Genomic DNA, 16,727 nt, shown 5'->3' with positions numbered 1-16,727 from the left:
GCCCCCGGGTCGGCAGGATCGACCTGCCTGCGCCGGCGCCCCCTGGAGTGCGGACCGTTCCTGCTATTCTCGGCAGCCGTGTAGACCGTCTATCGAGGAGTTTCAGACGTGGTGGGTGACGACGACATCTCCGGGTGAGATCCGGATTTGACGGCCACCGGCCGGCGCTCGGGAGCGCTGCCGAGGTGGCCCGTCCTGTCGTACCTCTTTTCCCACGTCTGCCCAGGGCAGGGGACAGCTCTCTGCCCTCGTTTCCTCAGGGGTCTCCTCTTCATGTCCGACGCCGCCATCGTCTGTTCGAACCTCTCCTTCGCCTGGCCCGACGACACGCGGGTCTTCGACGGCCTGTCCTTCACCGTGCCGCCGGGCCGCACCGGTCTCGTCGCCCCCAACGGTTCCGGCAAGTCCACCCTGCTCAAGCTGATCGCCGGTGAACTACGGCCGCTCACCGGCTCGGTGTCGGTCAGCGGCACCCTCGGACACCTCCCGCAGAGCCTGCCGCTGACGGTGGATCTCACGGTCGCCGAGGTGCTCGGCGTCGCCGAAGTGATCCGCGCGCTGGACGCCGTGGAGTCCGGGGACGTCGACGAGAGGCACTTCGCCACCATCGGCGACGACTGGGACGTCGAGGAGCGCACCCGCGCGCAGCTCGACCGTCTCGGCCTCACCGGCCTCGCACTGGACCGAAGCCTCGCCACGCTCAGCGGCGGCCAGGTCGTATCCCTCGGCCTCGCCGCCCAACTGCTCAAGCGGCCCGACGTCCTCCTCCTCGACGAGCCCACCAACAACCTCGACGCGGAAGCCCGGCACAAGCTGTACGACGTCCTGTCGGACTTCACCGGCTGCCTGCTCCTGGTCAGCCACGACCGGGCGCTCCTGGACCGCATGGAGCGCATTGCGGAACTCGGCAGCGACGAGCTGCGGCTCCACGGCGGCAACTTCACCGAGTACGAAGCGGCGGTGCTCGCCGAGCAGGAGGTCGCCGAGAAGAACGTCCGCAGCGCCGAGCAGGAACTCAAGCGCGAGAAGCGGGAGATGCGGCAGGCCCGTGAACGCGCCGAGCGCCGTGCCGGCAACGCGCAGAGGAACCTGAAGAACGCGGGGCTGCCGCGGATCTTCGCGGGGAACATGAAGCGTGGTGCGCAGGAGGCCGCGGGCAAGTCCGGCACGATGCACGCCGCCCGGGTCAGCGAGGCCAAGGCCCGCCTCGACGAGGCCGGCCGCGCCCTGCGCGAAGAGGTCAGGCTCAGCCTGGAACTGCCCGACACCCAGGTCCCCGCCGGACGCAACCTGTTCCTCGCCGAGGGCGTGCGGGTGCGGCTCGGTGACGCGGACGTGTTCGCCGCGAACGGCGTCGACCTCACCGTCCGGGGCCCGGAGCGCATCGCGCTGACCGGCCCCAACGGCGCCGGAAAGACCACCCTGATGCGGCTGATCACCGGCGACCTGCTCCCGGACAGCGGAGAGATCAAGCGCAACGACGGACGGATCGCCTACCTCTCGCAGCGGCTGGACCTGCTGGACCTGGGCCGAACGGTGGCGGAGAACTTCGCCGGGTTCGCCCCGGAGCGGCCCGAGGGGGAGCGGCTGAATCTGCTCGCCCGGTTCCTCTTCCGTGGCCCGCGTGCGCATCTGCCGGTCGGTGTGCTCTCCGGCGGTGAGCGGCTGCGCGCCACCCTGGCGTGCGTCCTGTGTGCGGAGCCGGCGCCGCATCTGCTGCTGCTCGACGAGCCGACGAACAACCTCGACCTCGTCAGCGTGGGCCAGTTGGAGAGCGCGCTCAACTCCTACCGGGGCGCCTTCATGGTGGTCAGCCACGACGAGCGGTTCCTCGCCGGGATCGGGATCACCCGGCGGCTGCGGCTGGCCGGCGGGACGCTGGAGGAGGCCGAGGCTCCGGCGATGTGAGCCGTCACGTGTGACGCGGCCCGCGTCCGAGGCCCTGTGCCCGGCGGGCCGACCACCGATCACGAAGGACGACCGATTCATGCCACAGCCCGCACTTCTCGCCCACGACCTGATCCGCAACCTTGGTGGACGCCGTGTCCTCGACGGTGTCTCACTGACCGCCTCCCCCGGCCACCGCATCGGTTTGATCGGTGAGAACGGTGCCGGCAAATCGACCCTGCTGCGGGTCCTCGCCGGGGTGGACGCACCCGACGCGGGCAGCGTCACCCGCCCCGCCGACCTCGGCTTCCTCCACCAGGAGTTGCCGTTCGACGCCGGTACGACCGTCGCAGCCGTCCTGGACGAGGCGCTGCGCGAGGCCCGGGAGGACCTCGCCGAACTGGACCGCCTGGGCGGGGAACTCGCCCGGGTCTCCGAGGACGACCCCGGCCACCGGGACGTCCTCGACGCCTACGGCAAGCGCCTGGAGCAGGTCCAGGACCGGGAGTCGTGGGACGCCGACCGCCGCGCCGCCCTGGTCCTGGACGGGCTGGGTCTCGGCGCCGTGGACCATGCCCGTACGCTCGGCTCACTCTCGGGCGGGCAGCGCGGCCGGCTCGCCCTGGCCGCGCTGCTCGTCCGGCGGCCCTCGGCGCTGCTCCTGGACGAGCCGACCAACCACCTGGACGACGGTGCCGCCGCCTTCCTGGAGGAACAGGTCCGCTCGATGCCCGGCGCCGTCGTGTTCGCCAGCCACGACCGGGCGTTCCTCGACGCCGTCTGCACCGACCTGATCGATCTCGACCCGGCCGTGGACGGCCCGGTCCGCTACGGCGGCGACTACAGCGCCTACCTGTCCCAGCGGCGCGCGGAGCGGGAACGCTGGGAGCGGCGGTACGCCGAGGAGCAGGAGGAACTGGAGGAGCTCCGCACGTCGGCGCGGGTGACCGCGCACCGGGTGGCGCCGGACCGGGGTCGCACCGACAACGAGAAGATGGGCTACGGCCACCGGGGCGGCCGGGTCCAGGCGTCGATCTCCCGCCGGGTGCGCAACGCCACCCGGCGGCTGGAGGAACTGGAGCGCGCCCAGGTCGGCGAGCCGCCGCGGCCCCTGCGGTTCGCGGCCGGCGATCTGGCAGCCCCGGTGGACGAGGGCACACAGCCACTGGTCGCTCTGCGCGGCGTGCGAGTGCCGGGGCGGCTGGCGCTGGACGGGCTGGAGGTGGCCGCCACCGACCGGCTGCTGGTCACGGGCGGCAACGGAGCGGGAAAGTCGACGCTGCTGGCCGTGCTCTCGGGGCGGATGACGGTCACCGAGGGCGAGGTGCGCAGGCGGCGGGGCCTGTCGGTGGCGGTGCTCGACCAGGACAGTGTCTTCGACCGTCCCGGGCGTACGGTCCGTGACACGTACGAGACGGCGCTGGGCGCCGCTCGGGCGGAGAGGGTGCCACTGGTGTCGCTGGGCCTGCTGCACGAGGCCGATCTGGACAAACCGGTCGGCCGGCTCTCGGTGGGTCAGCGTCGTCGGCTGGCGCTGGCACTGCTGGTCGCCCGTCCGCCCCAGTTGCTCTTGCTGGACGAGCCGACCAACCACCTCTCCCCCGGGCTGTGCGACGAGCTGGAGGACGCGCTGGCCACTGGCCCGGGTGCCATCGTGGTCGCCGGCCACGACCGCTGGCTGCGCCGGCGCTGGCGCGGTCGCGAGATTCGGCTGGTCCCGGAGCACGAGCGGCGGACCGCACCGGTGCGGCGTTAGGGAGGCAGGCCCGTCAGGGCGACGGGATGCGAAGGACCAGCAGCGCCACGTCGTCGTCGTTGTCGGCGGGACGGGCACGTCGCAGTAGCTCGTCGGCGAAGCCGTCCAGCGGACGGTGGGCCAAGGAGGCCGCATGCCGGCGCAGGTTCTCCATCCCGGTGTCCAGGGAGTGCGTGCGGGACTCGATCAGACCGTCGGTGTAGAGGACGAGGGTGGAGTCGGGAGGCAGGACGATGTGGGCGTCGGTCCGGGGCTGCTTCATCGCGGTGCCCAGGAGCAGACCGCGGGCTTCGTCCAGATACCGGCTCAGGCCGTTGTGGTCGACGAGGAGAGGCGGCGGGTGTCCGGCGTTGGTCCACCGGAGATGCCACACCCCGGTGGGGTCCGGCTGCAGGCGGGCCATGATCATGGTGGCCATGCGGACATCGGTGATGTGCGCCAGGGCCTGGTCGAGTTCCTCGACGATGCCCTGCGGCGGCCGGTCCTCGGACCAGGCGAACGCTCTCAGCATGTTGCGCAGCTGTGCCATCCCGGCCGCGGCCTCGAGGTCGTGTCCGACCACGTCTCCGATGACCAGTGCCGTGTCGCGGCAGGGCAGCGGGAAGGCGTCGTACCAGTCTCCGCCGATATGAGAGGCATCCGGCGCGGCCAGGTAGCGAGCGGTCATCGCGATACCCGGCAGCTGCGGGAGCTGGGGCAGCAGGTATCGCTGCATGGTCTCGGCGACCTGGGCCTGGCGCTGGTAGTGACGTCCGTTCTCCAGAGCCAGGCCGACGCGTCGGGCGATGTCCTCGAGCAGGGCGAGGTCGTCCGCGGTGAAGTCCTGGTCGCTTGCGTCCGAGCGCCCCAGCGTGAGGGCACCGACGACCTCCCGGGGACCGCGGATGGGAGCGATGGCCGCGGTCCTGATCCCCGTGGCCTCGAACAGTCTGCGCTGTTCCACCGCGATGCCGCTGTCGGGAGGCCCTTGGTAGGTTTCCGGCCCGGCCAGATTCGAGGCGACACCGCGCAGGGCCCGGGACAACGGCATGGGTGAGTGCTCGGAGACCGGCGGCATGGGACCTTGAAGGTCCTCTCGTCTGACGAGGTTCCCCTTCTCCGCATGGACCACCATGTGCCGCGAGACCTCTTCGGCCGCTGTGACCAGGTCGATGACGGCCCAGTCCGCGAGACGCGGCACGATCAGGGCGACCACGCGATGAAGCGCTTCGTCGACATCGATGTTGGAGATCAGCTGGGCCGTGGTGTCGGCGAGCAGCGTCAGCCGCTCCAGGACGGGCAAGGAAGCGGGCGCCGTGAAGCCCGCTTCGTCCTGGTAAGTACGGTCGGACACGGCCGCCCCTTTGATCACACAGAAGGAGAGCTGCTCGTTCCCAACAGCCGGACCTGCTCACCGGCCACGGGAGCCGAGAAGGCATTTGTAGCACGAACGCACGCCCCGTCGGCCGGCAAGGCCCACCCGCCTTCAGTCCGCCGGGGCCGGCGGTGTACCGAGCGAGGCGATGCATTCCCCGAGCAGGCGCCGCATCTGATCCTGATCGGCCGCGTTCAGACGGGCCAGCATGTCCTGCTCGACGCGGCGGACCGCGGCGCTGGCCGCCTGGAGCTGGCGACGCCCGGCGGCGGTCAGCTCCGTGGGCAGGGCCCTGCCCACGGGCGCCTGTGCGGCGCGCACGACCAGCCCCTGGCGTTCGAGGGCTTGCAGGAGCACGTTCATCGACTGCCGGGTGACGAAGGTGCCGCGGGCCAGCTCGGAGTTGGACAGGCCCGGCCGCTGGGCGAGCAGTTCCAGGCAGGAGTAGTGGGTGATCGTCATGCCCATCGGCTTCAGCACGGCCTCCATGGCGGAGTGCAGGGCGCTCGAAGCCGCTTTCAGCATGTACCCCAACGACGTGTCCAGCTCGATCCCGGGCTCACCTTGACTCATGTCAGCAGTCTGACATACGGTGGCGCATGTCAGAAGACTGACATGCAAGGAAAGGCACAGATCATGGCCGTCACCGGACCGGACTTCATCTCGCTGCAGGTGCGCGACCTGGAGCGCTCCGCAGCCTTCTACGAGCGGTACCTCGGACTGAAGCGCTCCGACGCGGGGCCGCCGCACGCCGTCGTGTTCGATACCAAGCCCATCGCGTTCGCCGTACGCGACGTCGTCGCCGGCGTCGACCTGGACGCGATCGCGCAGCCCGGCCGGGGAATGGCCCTGTGGCTGCACGCCCCCGACGCGCAGGACATCCACGACGCCCTCGCCGCCGCCGGGACGACGATCGTCTCGGACCCCGTCGACGGGCCGTTCGGCCGCACCTTCACCTTCGCCGACCCCGACGGCTATCAGGTGACCCTCCACGACCGCGGCTGAGCCGAGCGCCCGGAAGCGTCGGCCCCGGGCGGCATCGCGCTAGGGTGCCGGGTCCGTGGTGGTCGGTCGCGGTCCCGTCGGCGCGGGCCGCCTCCCGGAGGGCCCGGGTCCGCCCGAGAGCTGGTCGGCCCACAGCGGATGCTCCCGCTCGGCCCACGCCCGCGTGACCGAACCCGTTCGCATGCCCCGCCGGGCCTCGGGGTCGGCGAGGGCCATCCCGACGTGGCCCGCCAGGACGATGCCGAGGGTCAGGGCCAGCCAGTCGTGGACGAACGTGGCACTGGTGCGCCACACCAGGGGCGTGAGGTGGGTGAACCACATCATCAGCCCGGTGCCCAGCATCACCAGCGTCGCGCCCGCCACCCAGGCCGCGTAGATCTTCTGACCCGCGTTGAACTTGTGCGCTGGACGGGAGGCCCGCCGTCCGTCCCTGCGCAGGACGGCGAGCAGCCAGCGCCGGTCGTGCGGGCCGAAGCGGTTCAGCAGACCGAGGTCCGTGCGCAGGGCGCGCGAACCCAGCGCGGCCAGGACCGGAACCGGCAGCGCCACACCGGCCCACTGGTGCACGGTGACCAAGAGGGCTCTGCGGCCCACGAGTTGGGCCAGCTGTGGCACGTACAGGCAGGCCGCGGTCAGCACGCACACGCCCATCAGCCCGGCCGTCACCCGGTGGGCCCAGCGTTCGGTGGGGCTGAACCGCGGCACGCGGGCGGAGGCGGCAGGGAAGTCAGGTCGTCGGCTCATCGTCCCGTCCGTTCGAACGGCCCACCCAGGCGTCCACGTCGTAGCCGCGCTCCTCCCAGTAGCCCGGCCGGACGCTCTTCGTGAGCGTGATTCCGGAGAGCCACTTTGCGGACTTGTAGAAGTACATGGGGGCCACGTACAGCCGCACCGGGCCGCCGTGCGCATGGCCGAGGTCCTCGTCCCGCATGCGCAGAGCGACCAGGACGTCCGCTCGGCGGGCCTGTTCCAGGGTGAGGCTCTCCGAGTACGCACCGTCGAAACAGGTGAAGCGAACCGCGCCCGCCGTCCCGCGGACCCCCGCGGCCTCCAGCAGCGCGGACAGACGCACCCCCTCGAAGGCGGTGCTCGGCACCCGCCACCCGGTGACGCACTGGACGTCGCGCACCATGCGGGTCTGGGGCAGGGCGCGGAGGTCGGCCAGGGAGTACGTCGCCGGTCGATCGACCAGGCCGTCCACAGTGAGCCGGTAGCTCCCGGCGTCCTTGTGCGGTACGGAGGAGGTGACCGAGTAGTAGCGGAAGCCGCCGCCGTTGGGCAGGAGGTCCGTCAGGCCGGTGGGGTCCCGTTGGGCGGCGCCGCCCAGGAACGCCTCCATACCGCGTTGCAATGTGGGTGCGGCGACGACCCCGAGCGCTCCGAGGCCGAGGGTGCCGAGGAAGATGCGCCGGCCCACGGGAGCGCCGTTCCTCTCGGGTGGTTCAGGGTTCACGTTGTCATTGGAGCACCCCGGGGGTCACTGGGCCAGGGGCACCGGGACGACGTCAGACTTCGGTAATCCGACCGCCCCGGACCGGCGGCGCACCCGCCGCGACGCGGACGCCGAGCTGTGAATCCTGGCGCCTCCGGGGACACCCTGGGCGAGCGGTGCGCGTACGGTCTCGGGTCGGCGGGCACACGTCAGCGGTGACCTTGGCTGATTTCCTCTTCACCGTGCTCGGGGCGGGTGCTCTGGCGGCGGCGGTGCTCCCCCGGCTGGTGGCCCGGCGGCCGCTGTCCATGCCGCTGGTCTTCCTGGCCTGCGGGATCCTGCTGCAGCTGCTGCCCACCCCGTTGCCGGAGATCGATTTGGCGCGCGACCGGGTGTGGGTGGAGCACCTGACCGAGATCTGCGTCATCGTGTCCCTGATGGGCGCGGGCCTCGCGCTCAACCGCCCCTTCGGTGCGCGCCGGTGGCGTGCCACCTGGCGACTGCTCGGCATCACCATGCCGCTCACGATCGCGGCGACGGGGCTCCTGGCCTGGTGGCTGCTGGACTGGCCGCCGGCCGCGGCGCTGTTGCTCGCGGCCGTGCTCGCGCCCACCGACCCGGTGCTCGCCTCCGAGGTGCGGGTGGGCGCGCCCACCGACTCCGAGCACGACGAGGACGAGGTCCGATTCGCCCTCACCAGCGAGGCGGGCCTCAACGACGGTCTGGCGTTTCCCGTCGTCATGGCGGCGATCGCGCTGACCGCGGCGGCGGGCACCGGCCTGTCCGGCGGCTGGGTGGGTCACTGGCTGCTGGTCGACGTGGTGTACGCCTGTGTGGTCGGCGTGCTGGCCGGCCTGGCCGTGGGCAAGCTGCTCGGCTGGCTCTTCTTCCGTGCCGCCCGGCAGGCCGTGCGGCTGTCCGAGCACCGGGAGGGCTTCGTCGCCCTGGGTGCCACGTTCCTCTCCTACGGCGTCACCGAACTCGCCCACGGCTACGGCTTCCTCGCCGTCTTCGTCACCGCCTGCCGCATCCGCGCCGCCGAGCGCGACCACGGATACCACACGGTGCTGCACGACTTCGTGGAGCAGGTCGAGCGGCTGCTCACCGCCGGGCTCCTGTTCCTGCTGGGTGTCTGTGTGGCGCAGGGCGCCCTGGAGGACCTGACATGGCGGGGCGCCGTCGTCGGTCTGCTCCTGCTGCTGGTCACCCGGCCCCTGACCGGCTGGGTCGCGCAGCTCGGCACGGCGGCAGGACCCCGGGAACGTCTGGTCACCGCCTTCTTCGGAGTCCGCGGTATCGGGTCGCTGTTCTACCTCGCGCACGCGCTCGGAACGGAAGGGTTTCACGTGCCCTCCGGTGAGTTGTGGGCGGTCGTCGCCTTCACCGTCCTCGCCTCCGTCGTCCTGCACGGAGTCACGGCCACGCCCGCGATCTCCCGCCTGGACCGGCTGCGGCGGCTGTGGGCCCAGGACCGTCCCCACACGGGGCCGGCACCGAGCGAGGACGACGTGGCCGGCGAGCGTCCCTGACCCCGGCGGCGTGCGCTTCGCGGCGGTGCCGCGTCTCCCCCGTGGCCCGCTCCCGGTTAATGGGTGGAAGGGTCGGCCACGGCCGTCTACGTTGACGGCGTCCAGGATCCGTACGTACTGCGCGAGGTGTTCTTGATGACGGTCCGAGTTCCGGCGGCCGACTTCGGCCGGCTGTCCCCCTCGAAGGCCATGACCGCATCGAACCGAAGGAACACCTCTCGTGGATCTTCCACGCATCTTCACCATTCGCGAAAGTAGCCACCGCATTCACAACCCGCTCACCGCCGGCAAGCTCGCGGCGCTGGGCCGTGCCCTGCGGTTGGCCTCCGGGACGCGTGTGCTCGACCTCGCCAGTGGTTCCGGCGAGTTGCTGTGCACCTGGGCCCGTGACCACGGCATCGCCGGCACCGGGGTGGACATCAGCACGGTGTTCACCGGGCGGGCGCGTGCCCGCGCGGCCGAACTGGGTGTCGCGGACCAGGTCGAGTTCGTACACGGCGACGCGTCGGGACACGTCGCGGACGAACCGGTCGGGCTCGCGGCGTGCGTCGGCGCGACCTGGATCGGAGGCGGCGTGACCGGCACGGTCGAACTGCTCTCCGCCAGTCTGGCCCCGGGCGGGCTGATGCTGATCGGCGAACCGTACTGGCGCCGGGAAGTGCCGGACCAGGAGACCGCCCGAGCCTGCCATGCCGGCGGCAAGGAGGATTTTCTGCTGTTGCCGGAGCTGATCGAGCGGTTCGGTTCCCTCGGGTACGACGTCGTGGAGATGGTCTGGCCGATCAGGACAGCTGGGACCGGTACCAGGCCGCGCAGTGGCTCAACATGCGGCGGTGGCTCGACCGCCATCCGGATGACGAGCAGGCGGCCGAGATCCGGGCCGAGCTCTCCGCCGAACCGGTCCGCTACACGCGCTACCAGCGTGAGTACCTCGGCTGGGGCGTCTTCGCGCTGATGCGCCGCTGAGGGCTGTGTGGGTGGGGGGCCAGGCAGCAGGCTGCCCGGCCCCCCACCCCCCGCACATCAGGAGAGCCAGTCGGCGTACCGGGTCGGTGCCAGGTGGGCGTTCATGTCGGTGAGCACGTCACCCTTGACGGCCGCGAACATGCCGGCGGTGGGGTCGGTGACGACCGAGCGGGCGTCGCCCCTGTGGGAGAGGGTCAGCCGGCCCAGTTCGTCGAGGGCGAAGACCTCGGGTCCGCCGATGTCGCGGACGCCGTTCAGCGGGGCGCCGAGCGCGACCTGTGCGACCGCCTCGGCCACGTCCTTGGCCGCGATCGGCTGGATGGGCGTGGCCGGGAGACGGACGGTGTCGTCGTCGGCCGTCCAGGTCAGCGCCGCGTCCATGAACTCCATGAACTGGGTGGCGCGCACGATGGAGTAGGGCACCGGCCCGGACCGCAGGAGCTCCTCCTGGAGAACCTTCGCACGGTAGTAGTCCAGCTCCGGCACCTTGTCGACGCCGACGATGGAGAGGACGACGAAGTGACCGACCCCGCCCTCGCGGGCCGCGGTCAGCAGGTTGTCCATGGAGGTCCGGAAGAAGGCCGGCGAGGCGTCGTCGAAGGTCGGGCTGTTCGTCAGGTTGACGACGACGTCCGCTCCGGCGACGGCCTGAGCCACGCCCTGCCCGCTGATGACGTCCACGCCGGTGGACAGCGAGTGCGGCACCCCCTCGTGTCCGGCCGCGTTCAGCTTCTCCACGACCTGTGATCCGATCAGCCCCGTACCGCCGATGACCGCGATCTTCATGGCAATCCTCTCCTCATGAATGTGTGGCTCACGGACCACTGTGTGGGGGACCGGGGGCAAAGGCTCCTTCAGGCGCCCGAAGGAATGAGTCTCAGACGTCGACGAACGTGACCGTCTCGCGCACCGGAGCCCTGCCGGTGCGGGTGGTGCGGGCATCCGGGCTCTCGTATCCGATCGACATACCGCAGAAGAGGGTCAGGTCCCGCGGTGGCCGCACGGTTTCGGCGACGGTCCGGTGGAACTTGGCCCACGCCATCTGCGTGCAGCTGTGCAGCCCCTCGGCGCGCAGGAGCAGCATCACCGTCTGGAGGAACATGCCCACGTCGCTCCACTGCGGGCGGCCCAGATCGCGGTCGATGTAGCAGAACATCGCGGCCGGCGCCCCGAAGCAGTCCCAGTTCGCCGAGGCGGCCCGCTGCCGTGCCTCGACGTCGGCCCGCGGGATCCCGAGGGCCCCGTAGCGCTGCTCCCCGAAGGCGTTCCGGCGCTCCTGGTAGGGGGACTTGAGGTCGGGCGGGTACTGCTCGTACTCGGGTTCGTCCCAGGGGCCGCCTGCGGCCAGCCGGGCACCCGCCCGCTTCTTGACCGAGTCCAGCGGTCCACCCGTGAGGACGAAGGCGTGCCAGGGCTGGAGGTTCGATCCGGAGGGTGCCCACGCGGCGGCGGACAGCACACGCTGGAGGACTTGGCGAGGGACGGGCCGGTCGGTGAATCGGCGTACGGACCGTCGACTCGCGACCGCCTCGTAGACGTCCATGAAGACGCATCTCCCTAGTTGCTCATGATCATGGTCTCGAGCGCGACAGTATCATTCGCGACCATCTCGTGTATAACTTCATTGCGTGAGCAGCCCGGCCGCCGTCCGGGCCCCGATACCTCTGCACGGAGACGCTTCATGGCCACACTTCTGCACATCGATTCGTCCGTCTTCCCCTCCGGGGCGTCCGCGTCCCGGTCGGTCACGGCCGCCTTCCGCCGGGGCTGGGAGGAGCAGCACCCGGGCGGCACGGTGGTCTACCGCGACCTCGCCGCCGAACCCGTCCCGCACATCACCCACGACGCCTGGTCGGCCGGTTACGCCGATGCGTCGGAGCACACGCCCGGCCAGTCCGCCGCCTTCGCCGCCCGCCTGGAGCTCATCGAGGAACTGGAGCTGGCGGACGCCGTAGTCATCGGCGCTCCCATGTACAACTACACGGTGCCGTCGACCCTGAAGGCGTGGCTGGACAGCGTGCTGCTGCTCGGTCGCACGGCCGGTGAGGCGCCCTCGGCACAGGGGACTCCGGCCGTGGTGGTCGCGAGCCGCGGCGGCTCCTACGCGCCCGGGACGCCACGCGAAGGCTTCGAGTTCGTGCAGAACTACCTGGAGGCCGTCCTCGGGCGCACTCTCGGCCTGGACGTCGATTTCATCGTCCCGGAACTCACCATGGCTCCGCGCAACCCCGCCATGGCGGAACTGGTCCCCCTCTTCCAGGCCTCAAGGGAGCGCGCGCACAGCGAAGCGGTCACGAAGGCCAAGGCGCTGGCCGACCGCCACACCGCGGATGCCGACACGTGAGCATGGCGCGACCTCGGTTCATCCGGCGTGAGCCGGCGGGACCGGCTTCCGGTCGCCGGGGTGGGCCAGCACGGTCAGCAGCCGTGTGAGCTGCTCCGAGCCGTCGGACCCCAGGTCGGCGACCAGCCGCTCGGCCAGCGGCTCGGCCGCGACGTGCGCGGCGTCGAAGAGCGCCAGCCCCTCGGGCGTGATCTCCACCGACCGTGCCCGGCGGTCCCCGGGCACGGCCTTGCGCTCGGCGAGGTTGCGGCGCTCCAGGTCGTCGACGACCCGCATGATCCCCGCCTTGTCCGTCCCCGTCGCCTCGGCGAGGTCACGTTGCACCGTGGGGCCGCGGTCGACCAGCACGATCAGCACGGCGAAGTGCCGCAGCTCGATGCCGAGCGGGCGCAGTGCCTCCGACATCAGGCCGGCCGCCCGCCAGTGCGCACGCCGCAGCAGCAGCCCGAGCGCGAACGGAGAGGCGTCGCCGGGGCGGTCGCTGGCACGGGTCTCGGAGGCGCGGCGGGAAGCTTGGGAGGCCATGGGGGGCATCGTACAGCTACCGAACCGTTCGTGACCGTTTCACATGAAACGGATACCGGGCCCGGACGGTGGCCGTGCGTTCGTGCCGCCCGGGGCGCATCCTGGGAGGTGAGCCCTGACGGTTCCGCCTTCCCGAACCAAGGAGCGGGTCATGCCATCCCTGCACTTCCACATGGACTCGTCGATGACGCCTGCCGAGGTGATGGGGGTGCTGACCAACTTCACCCCCTCGCGCGTGGAGCAGTGTCGGCTTAGCCCCCCGGTGCCGCCGGGCACTCGCACCGGAGGGCGGCCCCGGTGCCGGGTCAGTGCTCGGCGGACTCGACCGCGTCCCTGATGCCCTGCAGGGCTTCCTGGAGCCCTTCGTTGATGTGTCCGCCCTCGGCCCGCTGCGTGTGCAGCTCGACCTTGAGGCGGGACGAGGCGTCGCTGGGACCTTCGCTGATGTGGAGGCGGCCGTGGTAGTCGTGCGGCCCGGGTGCGCCCCACTCCAGGGTCTTCCCGTCCTCCAGGACGTGGATCCAGGCCTCGCTGGTCACGTCCTGTTCAGGGGCGTCCGGCGGGTCGATGTGGGCGGTGACGGTGACCCGGTCGCCGTCGTGGGGATGCGCGGCCGTCAGGCGCGGCATGTAGGCGGGCAGGTTCTCCACGTCGGAGAGGTAGGCGAAGAGCCTGCCGGGAGGAACGTTCACCGTGATCGCGTTGTCGTAGTCACCCATGGCGTGCCCAGTGCCCCGGCTCCCGGGAGGGCAAAACCGGCGCGGGGACGGCTCACCCGACAGGACGCGCTCGGGCGGCCGAGACGCCCGGACTGTGCATCGGGGTCCCGCCCGGAACGGTGCGGCGAGGTCACCGCCGTCGTCGCGGCCACCCGGTCCTGCCCAGCTGTGCCCTGTCGGATCCGACCGGGTCTGCTCGCGTCCGCACTGCCTGTCGATCGGTTCCACCGTGCCCGTAGCCGCCGGAACCGGGCGGCTACGGGCACGGGGCTGCGGCGACGGGCCCGCATGCCCACTTCCGGCGGGGCCGGTTTCTAGCCGAACGGGATCGTCAGTGTCGAATCGGCCGTCCCGGTGCGCAGCTTCGCCGGGGCGTTGCCGATCGCCGACCAGACCTCCAGGCGGACCGTGCCGCCCGTCAGGTTCCCCAGCGTGCCCGTCGCCGACTTGAGGCCGCTGCTCTCGCCGTAGGTCTCCCAGCCGGTCACAGGATCAGTCGCGAAGTACCGGTAGGTCTCCGTCCGTTCGAAGGAGCCGTCGCCCGTGAGGTCGTAGCTGATCCTCGCCTGCTGGCCGAGTCCGACCGCGTTCCCCGCGTCGAGCTGGAGGCGGAAGGCCGTGGACGCCCCGGCCGCGTAAGTGCCGTTGACCTTCTTGGCCTCGTAGACCAGCGGCTGGTACGGCGTGCCGTCGTGATTCGCGCCGCCCGCGGACGGGATGGTGTCGCTGCCGGCTGTCGTCCCGTTCGCCGTGGTCAGTGCGCCTCCTGTACGGAGCTGGAGGACGTTCCCCGTGGGCGGATCCGGATCCGGATCCGGGTCGCCGCCGCCCGTTCCGGTGCCCGTCGCCGTGGAGCGGGCCGGGACCGTCAGGGTCGCGCCGTCGGAGAACGTGACCGTGCGAGGGGACGCGCCGAAGTTGTGCGCCGCGTAGGTGCGCGTGGTCCCCTTGCTGAAGACGGCCGATGTCGGGATGTCGCCCGTCACCGCGGTGTCCGGGGCCCCGATCGTGTCCAGGGTGCTGATCCAGTGATAGGTGTGCGCCTTGGATTCGCCCTGCTCGGGGGTGTAGCCGGCCTGGCCCGCGTCCCACTTGGCCTTGGCCGCGGCCGGGTCGGCGAGCGACTCGAATTCCCAGAGGATGTCACGCCACTCGACCGCTGGGCCGCCGTTCTCCCGCGCCAGTTCGGCGAGGTTGCGCCGGATCGCGGCCTTGTGTCCGGCCAGGTGCAGTGATCCCCCGGTGACGGGGAGGACGTTGATGCCGTGGATCTCCTCGGGGTTCGCCGTCCACCACGTCGCGTACGCCGCTCCGCTCCCCCACACCATCCCGGCGGTGTCGTGACCGAAACCGGAGGGGAACACCTGCTCGTCGGCGTCGAACCAGTACTGCGCGATCGCCTCCGATTCGGTGGTGAGCAAATAGGTCCCCAGGTCGCGGAGTTCGTTGTCGTCGGTGGCCGATCCCCAGAGCACGAGGGCCGCGCTGAGGTTCGTCGACTCGGACGACGATTCCTGGTTGTTGCCCGCGGCGAAGCCCTGGTGACCCGAGGCCCAGCTGTGGCCGGCGTAGACGTCGAATCCGCGGAGGAAGGGGAAGGCCGTGTCGTCGCGGGCGGGGTTGGCCGCGTCCTTGATGAGGGTCTTCACCATGCCGCCCCACGCCGAGTCGGCTGCCCAGGCCCGGTCGTACTGGGCGATGATCGCGGCCGCGTAGACGTAGTAGCTGTAGTGGAAGTGGTGGTCGTTGAGCTCCGTGTCGCTGCCGTACGACGCGGGGTAGCCGGTCAGGGTCTTCCAGTCCCTGTCGTAGGAGAACTCGCTCGCGCCACCGGCGGTGAACCACTCCTGGAGCCGGCCCTTGAGCAGGCCCAGGAGCTTGTCACGGGTGGCGGTCTCCCCGATCTGGTCGGCCACGGGGACCAGTTGGGCCAGTCTGCCGAGCGCCTTGCCCGTCCAGTACGTGTCGGTCGCCCCGGAGAAGGGGTCGGCCGCGTTGGCCACTTCGTCGAGGTGGGTCTTCAGGCGCGCCCGGTCGACGCCCGACGACTTCGGGAGTGCGGGCAGGACGGGCGACGACTTCTGAGCGGTCGTGAACGTCTTCCCCTCGCGCACCTTCATCGTGCCGCGCGACGACACGTACGTGTAGGAGGTCAGCGGATCCGTCGTGTGCAGCCACTGGTGGCGGTAGAGCGCCTGGAGGGTCCCCGTCTCGCTGCCCTCCTGCGCCTGAGTGGTGAGGGTGTAGCCGGTCCGGACCGAGCCCGCCGAGTAGGACCAGTTCGCCTTGGAGCCGGTGACGAAGCTGTATGCGTACTTCTTGTAGGTGGCCAGCGCGTCGGCCGACGGCAGCACGGCCAGCGAGAAGTAGTCCTTGGCGCCCAGCGCCGCGGTGACCGTGGAGCCCGAGAGGTTCCAGTCGCTGCCGCTGGGGGCGAAGAGGGCGTAGTGGTGGCCGCCGACTGTGATCCCGAGGACGTTGCCCTGGTCGGCGAAGACCGTGGGCGTGGACGCGGTGGCGATCTGGGCGTTGCCACCGGTTCCCTTGGCGTACACGAAGGGAAGACCGTGGCCGATGGTGGTGCGCAGGGTGCGGGTGCCGTCGGACCAGTAGGGCGTGACGGTCCAGTCGGACCAGGCGTCGGCCTTCGTGTCCGGGGAGTTCAGGCCGGTCAGGCCGAGGGTCAGGTCGCGCTTGTGCGCATACTCGTACTGGCGGCCCTCGCCGACGACCGCAGGGGTGGTGGGGTAGCCGACCTCCAGCCCGCCGGCGGTTGCCTGGTAGGTGAGCGGGTGCCCGTACATCGGGGTGGAGTAGGGATTGTCGCCGTACCTCTGGAAGGCGAGGGACGACCACCAGTCGTTGGTCGGGACCGGTTTGCCCTTGGCACCCGGAGTGACCTTGGGGGTCACCGGAGCACCGGTGTTGGTGGTCGGCCCGGAGGTTCCGGCGGGACGGGTGTCGGAGTAACTGCCGGAGCCCACCGGCACTTCGGCCGCGGCCGCGGGAGTCGCGGCGGGGCCGAGCCCCACGGCGGCCAGCGCGGTGACCAGCATCAGAGCGGCGACGGGTCTGCTTCGAGAGGCGGATCGCGAGCGGGAGACTGGCATGGAGGAAACCTCAAAGTCTTGACGTAAGCGACGTCTTGAGAGCGCTCTCACACGAAGGAAAGTAAAACTCTCACAAACAAGCGTCAATAGCTGTTGCGCG

Annotated in this window: 14 protein-coding genes and 1 pseudogene; 6 read left to right on the top strand and 9 right to left on the bottom strand. The window is 71.0% G+C overall.

Annotated features, from left to right (window positions below):
* The first annotated feature begins 273 nt into the window (after window positions 1-273).
* On the top strand, window positions 274-1,908 hold the full coding sequence (locus ACGF3J_RS31585; RefSeq protein WP_393855313.1) for an ABC-F family ATP-binding cassette domain-containing protein: 1,635 nt from the start codon (window positions 274-276) through the stop codon (window positions 1,906-1,908).
* 79 nt (window positions 1,909-1,987) lie between these two features.
* Window positions 1,988-3,643, top strand: a complete 1,656-nt coding sequence (locus ACGF3J_RS31580) for an ABC-F family ATP-binding cassette domain-containing protein (RefSeq protein WP_393855312.1) — start codon at window positions 1,988-1,990, stop codon at window positions 3,641-3,643.
* 13 nt (window positions 3,644-3,656) lie between these two features.
* On the opposite strand, the gene ACGF3J_RS31575 is transcribed toward ACGF3J_RS31580, so the two are convergent.
* The gene (locus ACGF3J_RS31575) at window positions 3,657-4,976 is read right to left on the bottom strand and encodes a PP2C family protein-serine/threonine phosphatase (RefSeq protein ID WP_393855311.1); all 1,320 of its coding nucleotides are present in this window, start codon (window positions 4,974-4,976) and stop codon (window positions 3,657-3,659) included.
* A gap of 132 nt (window positions 4,977-5,108) precedes the next feature.
* The gene (locus ACGF3J_RS31570; RefSeq protein WP_393855310.1) at window positions 5,109-5,570 is read right to left on the bottom strand and encodes a MarR family winged helix-turn-helix transcriptional regulator; all 462 of its coding nucleotides are present in this window, start codon (window positions 5,568-5,570) and stop codon (window positions 5,109-5,111) included.
* Between the two features lie 63 nt (window positions 5,571-5,633).
* Here ACGF3J_RS31570 and ACGF3J_RS31565 point away from each other — a divergent pair, with 63 nt between their 5' ends.
* Entirely contained in the window at window positions 5,634-6,002 is a 369-nt protein-coding gene (locus ACGF3J_RS31565; RefSeq protein ID WP_161327323.1) for a VOC family protein, read from the top strand.
* Between the two features lie 39 nt (window positions 6,003-6,041).
* On the opposite strand, the gene ACGF3J_RS31560 is transcribed toward ACGF3J_RS31565, so the two are convergent.
* Both ACGF3J_RS31560 and ACGF3J_RS31555 read right to left on the bottom strand, forming a co-directional pair.
* Window positions 6,042-6,746 carry a cytochrome b/b6 domain-containing protein gene (locus tag ACGF3J_RS31560; protein ID WP_393855309.1) on the bottom strand — a complete coding sequence of 235 codons (705 nt, stop codon included), beginning with the start codon at window positions 6,744-6,746 and terminating at the stop codon, window positions 6,042-6,044.
* Window positions 6,730-7,455 carry a molybdopterin-dependent oxidoreductase gene (locus tag ACGF3J_RS31555; RefSeq protein WP_393855308.1) on the bottom strand — a complete coding sequence of 242 codons (726 nt, stop codon included), beginning with the start codon at window positions 7,453-7,455 and terminating at the stop codon, window positions 6,730-6,732. Before ACGF3J_RS31555 ends, ACGF3J_RS31560 begins: the two co-directional genes overlap by 17 nt.
* Window positions 7,456-7,649: 194 nt before the next feature.
* Here ACGF3J_RS31555 and ACGF3J_RS31550 point away from each other — a divergent pair, with 194 nt between their 5' ends.
* Together ACGF3J_RS31550 and ACGF3J_RS31545 are read left to right on the top strand one after the other, a co-directional pair.
* On the top strand, window positions 7,650-8,963 hold the full coding sequence (locus ACGF3J_RS31550; RefSeq protein ID WP_393855307.1) for a cation:proton antiporter: 1,314 nt from the start codon (window positions 7,650-7,652) through the stop codon (window positions 8,961-8,963).
* Between the two features lie 220 nt (window positions 8,964-9,183).
* A pseudogene (locus ACGF3J_RS31545) lies at window positions 9,184-9,929 on the top strand (SAM-dependent methyltransferase).
* Between the two features lie 57 nt (window positions 9,930-9,986).
* Here ACGF3J_RS31545 and ACGF3J_RS31540 read toward each other — a convergent pair.
* Both ACGF3J_RS31540 and ACGF3J_RS31535 read right to left on the bottom strand, forming a co-directional pair.
* The gene (locus ACGF3J_RS31540) at window positions 9,987-10,715 is read right to left on the bottom strand and encodes an SDR family oxidoreductase (protein ID WP_161329845.1); all 729 of its coding nucleotides are present in this window, start codon (window positions 10,713-10,715) and stop codon (window positions 9,987-9,989) included.
* A gap of 91 nt (window positions 10,716-10,806) precedes the next feature.
* Window positions 10,807-11,472 (bottom strand): nitroreductase, encoded by a 666-nt coding sequence (locus tag ACGF3J_RS31535; protein ID WP_161329844.1) that lies wholly within the window; start codon window positions 11,470-11,472, stop codon window positions 10,807-10,809.
* 138 nt (window positions 11,473-11,610) lie between these two features.
* On the opposite strand from ACGF3J_RS31535, the gene ACGF3J_RS31530 reads away from it, so the two are divergent.
* Window positions 11,611-12,273 (top strand): FMN-dependent NADH-azoreductase, encoded by a 663-nt coding sequence (locus ACGF3J_RS31530; RefSeq protein WP_161329843.1) that lies wholly within the window; start codon window positions 11,611-11,613, stop codon window positions 12,271-12,273.
* An 18-nt stretch (window positions 12,274-12,291) separates the two neighbouring features.
* On the opposite strand, the gene ACGF3J_RS31525 is transcribed toward ACGF3J_RS31530, so the two are convergent.
* The 3 genes from ACGF3J_RS31525 to ACGF3J_RS31515 all read right to left on the bottom strand — a co-directional run bounded on the left by ACGF3J_RS31525 (window position 12,292) and on the right by ACGF3J_RS31515 (window position 16,627).
* Complete coding sequence (locus tag ACGF3J_RS31525) at window positions 12,292-12,798, bottom strand: MarR family winged helix-turn-helix transcriptional regulator (RefSeq protein WP_393855306.1); 507 nt, start codon at window positions 12,796-12,798, stop codon at window positions 12,292-12,294.
* A gap of 305 nt (window positions 12,799-13,103) precedes the next feature.
* Complete coding sequence (locus tag ACGF3J_RS31520) at window positions 13,104-13,517, bottom strand: SRPBCC family protein (RefSeq protein ID WP_161329840.1); 414 nt, start codon at window positions 13,515-13,517, stop codon at window positions 13,104-13,106.
* 314 nt (window positions 13,518-13,831) lie between these two features.
* Window positions 13,832-16,627, bottom strand: coding sequence for a glycosyl hydrolase (locus ACGF3J_RS31515; protein ID WP_393855305.1), 2,796 nt, complete (start codon window positions 16,625-16,627; stop codon window positions 13,832-13,834).
* Window positions 16,628-16,727 lie beyond the last annotated feature (100 nt).

The sequence above is a fragment of the Streptomyces sp. NPDC048171 genome, from assembly GCF_043202655.1.
Taxonomy (GTDB): domain Bacteria; phylum Actinomycetota; class Actinomycetes; order Streptomycetales; family Streptomycetaceae; genus Streptomyces.
Note: the sequence above shows the minus strand (reverse complement) of the source record. Positions and strands in the feature narration are given on the sequence as shown.

Excerpts from the sequence above, each read along its gene's own strand:
- ACGF3J_RS31525 (WP_393855306.1), bottom strand. The coding sequence starts at position 12,798 with ATGGCCTCCCAAGCTTCCCGCCGCGCCTCCGAGACCCGTGCCAGCGAC.
- ACGF3J_RS31515 (WP_393855305.1), bottom strand. The coding sequence starts at position 16,627 with ATGCCAGTCTCCCGCTCGCGATCCGCCTCTCGAAGCAGACCCGTCGCC.
- ACGF3J_RS31520 (WP_161329840.1), bottom strand. The coding sequence starts at position 13,517 with ATGGGTGACTACGACAACGCGATCACGGTGAACGTTCCTCCCGGCAGG.
- ACGF3J_RS31580 (WP_393855312.1), top strand. The coding sequence starts at position 1,988 with ATGCCACAGCCCGCACTTCTCGCCCACGACCTGATCCGCAACCTTGGT.
- ACGF3J_RS31565 (WP_161327323.1), top strand. The coding sequence starts at position 5,634 with ATGGCCGTCACCGGACCGGACTTCATCTCGCTGCAGGTGCGCGACCTG.
- ACGF3J_RS31570 (WP_393855310.1), bottom strand. The coding sequence starts at position 5,570 with ATGAGTCAAGGTGAGCCCGGGATCGAGCTGGACACGTCGTTGGGGTAC.
- ACGF3J_RS31540 (WP_161329845.1), bottom strand. The coding sequence starts at position 10,715 with ATGAAGATCGCGGTCATCGGCGGTACGGGGCTGATCGGATCACAGGTC.
- ACGF3J_RS31530 (WP_161329843.1), top strand. The coding sequence starts at position 11,611 with ATGGCCACACTTCTGCACATCGATTCGTCCGTCTTCCCCTCCGGGGCG.
- ACGF3J_RS31585 (WP_393855313.1), top strand. The coding sequence starts at position 274 with ATGTCCGACGCCGCCATCGTCTGTTCGAACCTCTCCTTCGCCTGGCCC.
- ACGF3J_RS31560 (WP_393855309.1), bottom strand. The coding sequence starts at position 6,746 with ATGAGCCGACGACCTGACTTCCCTGCCGCCTCCGCCCGCGTGCCGCGG.
- ACGF3J_RS31535 (WP_161329844.1), bottom strand. The coding sequence starts at position 11,472 with ATGGACGTCTACGAGGCGGTCGCGAGTCGACGGTCCGTACGCCGATTC.